At 71.7% G+C, this 2,299-nt stretch carries 3 protein-coding genes; 2 read left to right on the top strand and 1 reads right to left on the bottom strand.

The features are described 5' to 3' along the window. Positions 1 to 54: 54 nt before the first annotated feature. Positions 55 to 498, bottom strand: coding sequence for a hypothetical protein (locus tag B7767_RS25830; protein WP_085574293.1), 444 nt, complete (start codon positions 496 to 498; stop codon positions 55 to 57). Positions 499 to 586: 88 nt separating this feature from the next. On the opposite strand from B7767_RS25830, the gene B7767_RS25825 reads away from it, so the two are divergent. Continuing rightward, the gene (locus B7767_RS25825) at positions 587 to 1,480 is read left to right on the top strand and encodes an alpha/beta fold hydrolase (RefSeq protein ID WP_085574292.1); all 894 of its coding nucleotides are present in this window, start codon (positions 587 to 589) and stop codon (positions 1,478 to 1,480) included. A gap of 105 nt (positions 1,481 to 1,585) precedes the next feature. Beyond that, positions 1,586 to 2,236, top strand: a complete 651-nt coding sequence (locus B7767_RS25820) for a TetR/AcrR family transcriptional regulator (RefSeq protein ID WP_085574291.1) — start codon at positions 1,586 to 1,588, stop codon at positions 2,234 to 2,236. Positions 2,237 to 2,299: the final 63 nt, after the last annotated feature.

Here is a 2,299-nt window from a genome sequence, read left to right as displayed (position 1 = left end):
CGCCGGGGGCCGGCTCAGGCGTCCGCGCGTGTGCGGGGGTGACCCGTCGGCCGGTCACGGACGGGTTCCGGCCGGCCGTGGCCACGGTGTACGTCCCGTGAGGAGCGGGCGGGCGGTCTCCTGTGTGGCGTCCGGGTCGAAGTGTCCTGTCCGCCATGCCGTCGACCGCATGGCACCGCGATGGCGGTACGCGCGTACGACGCGGCGGTGATCGGGCCGGGTGACGAAGCCCAGCAGATCCTTCTCGTCGCGCCACACGGAGACCGAGCCGGAGCGCGGACGCGGCAGATCCGTCGTGGTCCACAGCCACAGGCCGATCGCCCCGTCGACGTCCTGCCAGGTGCGTCGCAGGGCGAGCCCCGCGACGTGGACGCAGGCCGCCGCCCAGGGCCGGTGCGGGGTGAATTCGGTGACGCTCACGACGACCTCGCCGTCCCCGTCGGCGGGGCGTCCGGCCGGACCGGGCTTCCAGGGCGCGAACCGGACGGCGGTCGGCATGGCGAGTTCCTCCACTGAACGAACAACAAACTGCACGGTCGTTCGTGCTAATGTATCGGCCTCTGGCGTCGAGCGAGGAGCGGCCGGTATGCAGCCCACCGAGGCCCTGGCGAGCATCACCCTCAACGGACTCTCCCGTGCCTCGGGACGGCTGGCGGGAGCGAGCGCGTTCGCCCTGTTCCACAGGCCGCTCGTCCGCAGCCGTATGCGGACCGCCGAGCGCGCGCTGGCCGAGCGGGCGCGGACCGGACGCATCCGGGTCGGCGACAAGCAGGCGGTGACCTACCGGTGGGGCGACGGCACGCGTCCCGTCCTGCTGGTGCACGGCTGGCAGTCGCGCGGATCCCGCCTGTCCGACTTCGTCCCGGGGCTGCTCGACCGGGGGTACTCGGTCGTCACGTTCGACGCGCCGGGCCACGGTGACGCCACCGGCCGGAGCACCACGATCCTCGAGTACCGGGACGTCATCGCCGCGCTCCACGACGAGTACGGGACGTTCGAGGCGCTGGTGGCGCACTCCCTGGGCGCGCTCGGGTCCTTCTTCGCGCTGCGGCAAGGGGTGAAGGCGGAGCGGATCGTCACCATCGGCGGTGTGTGCGACTTCTCCTACCTGGTGGACGAGTTCTGCTCCGAACTGCGGCTGAACTCCCGGCTGAAGGGCCAGTTGTACGAGCGGATCGGGGCGGAACTCTTCCCCGACGCGCCGGCCGACCGGATGCCCTTCTCCGTGACCCACACGACCGGCGAGGTGAACGCGCCGCTCCTGGTCATCCACGACGAGGACGACACGCGGATCGGTGTGGCGCAGGGACGGCGACTGGCCGGCGCGTTCGACGCGCGGGCCCGTCTGGTCGCCACGACCGGCCTGGGGCACCGGCGTATCCTCGGTGACCCCGAAGTCGTGCGCACGGTCCTGGAGTTCGTCGCGGAGGGGGCGAGCCGGTCCGGCGCCGCGGGCAGGGAGACGGCCTCGGCCGAGTGACCCCGTGTTCGCCTTCGCGACATAGTGACCGCACGATCGTCCACTTATTTGCTACACTCGGGCAACCTCATCGCACCAGGGGCCGGCCCGAGGAAGCAGGTAGACATGGGCGCCACGCAGCCGCGCGTCGACGGGCGGATCGCGCGCGGGAACCAGACCCGCCGGCTGATTCTCGGACGCGCTGTGGACATCGCGTCCGTCGAGGGCCTGGAAGGGCTGTCGCTGGGGCGCCTCGCGAACGAGCTGAAGCTCAGCAAGAGTGGCGTGTTCGCCGTGTTCGGATCCAAGGAGGACCTGCAGCTCGCCACCATCCGGGCGGCCATCGAGGTCTACCTGGAGCACGTCGTCCAGCCGGCCCGCGACGTACCGCCGGGGATCGGCCGTCTGTGGACGGTGTGTGCCGCCTGGCTCACCTACTCCCGCGAGCGCGTCTTCCCGGGCGGCTGCTTCTTCTACTCCGTCATCGCCGAGTACGACGCCCGCGAGGGCAAGGTCCACGACGCCCTCACCGCCGCCCGCGCCAACTGGTTCTCCTACCTCGAGCAGACCGTCCGCGAGGCACAGGAAGCGGGCGGGATCGAGAAGGACACCGACGTACCGCAGCTCGTCTTCGAGATCGTCGCCCTGCTCGAGATGGCCAACGCCGAGTCCGTCCTGTACGACGAGTACGTCTCCTACGACCGGGCCGCCACGGCCATCAGGAACCGTCTGCGCGACGTGGCCACCGATCCGTCGCTGCTGCCCGGCACCACCTGAGACCGGGACGGCCGCCGCCGCGCCGGACGGCTTCGGCCGGCGCCGGGCACGGCGGTCGGCCCC

The organism is Streptomyces sp. 13-12-16, assembly GCF_002114215.1.
In the GTDB taxonomy this organism is placed as follows: domain Bacteria; phylum Actinomycetota; class Actinomycetes; order Streptomycetales; family Streptomycetaceae; genus Streptomyces.
The sequence above is the reverse complement of the archived record's forward strand: the minus strand, read 5'-3'. Positions and strand labels throughout refer to the sequence as shown.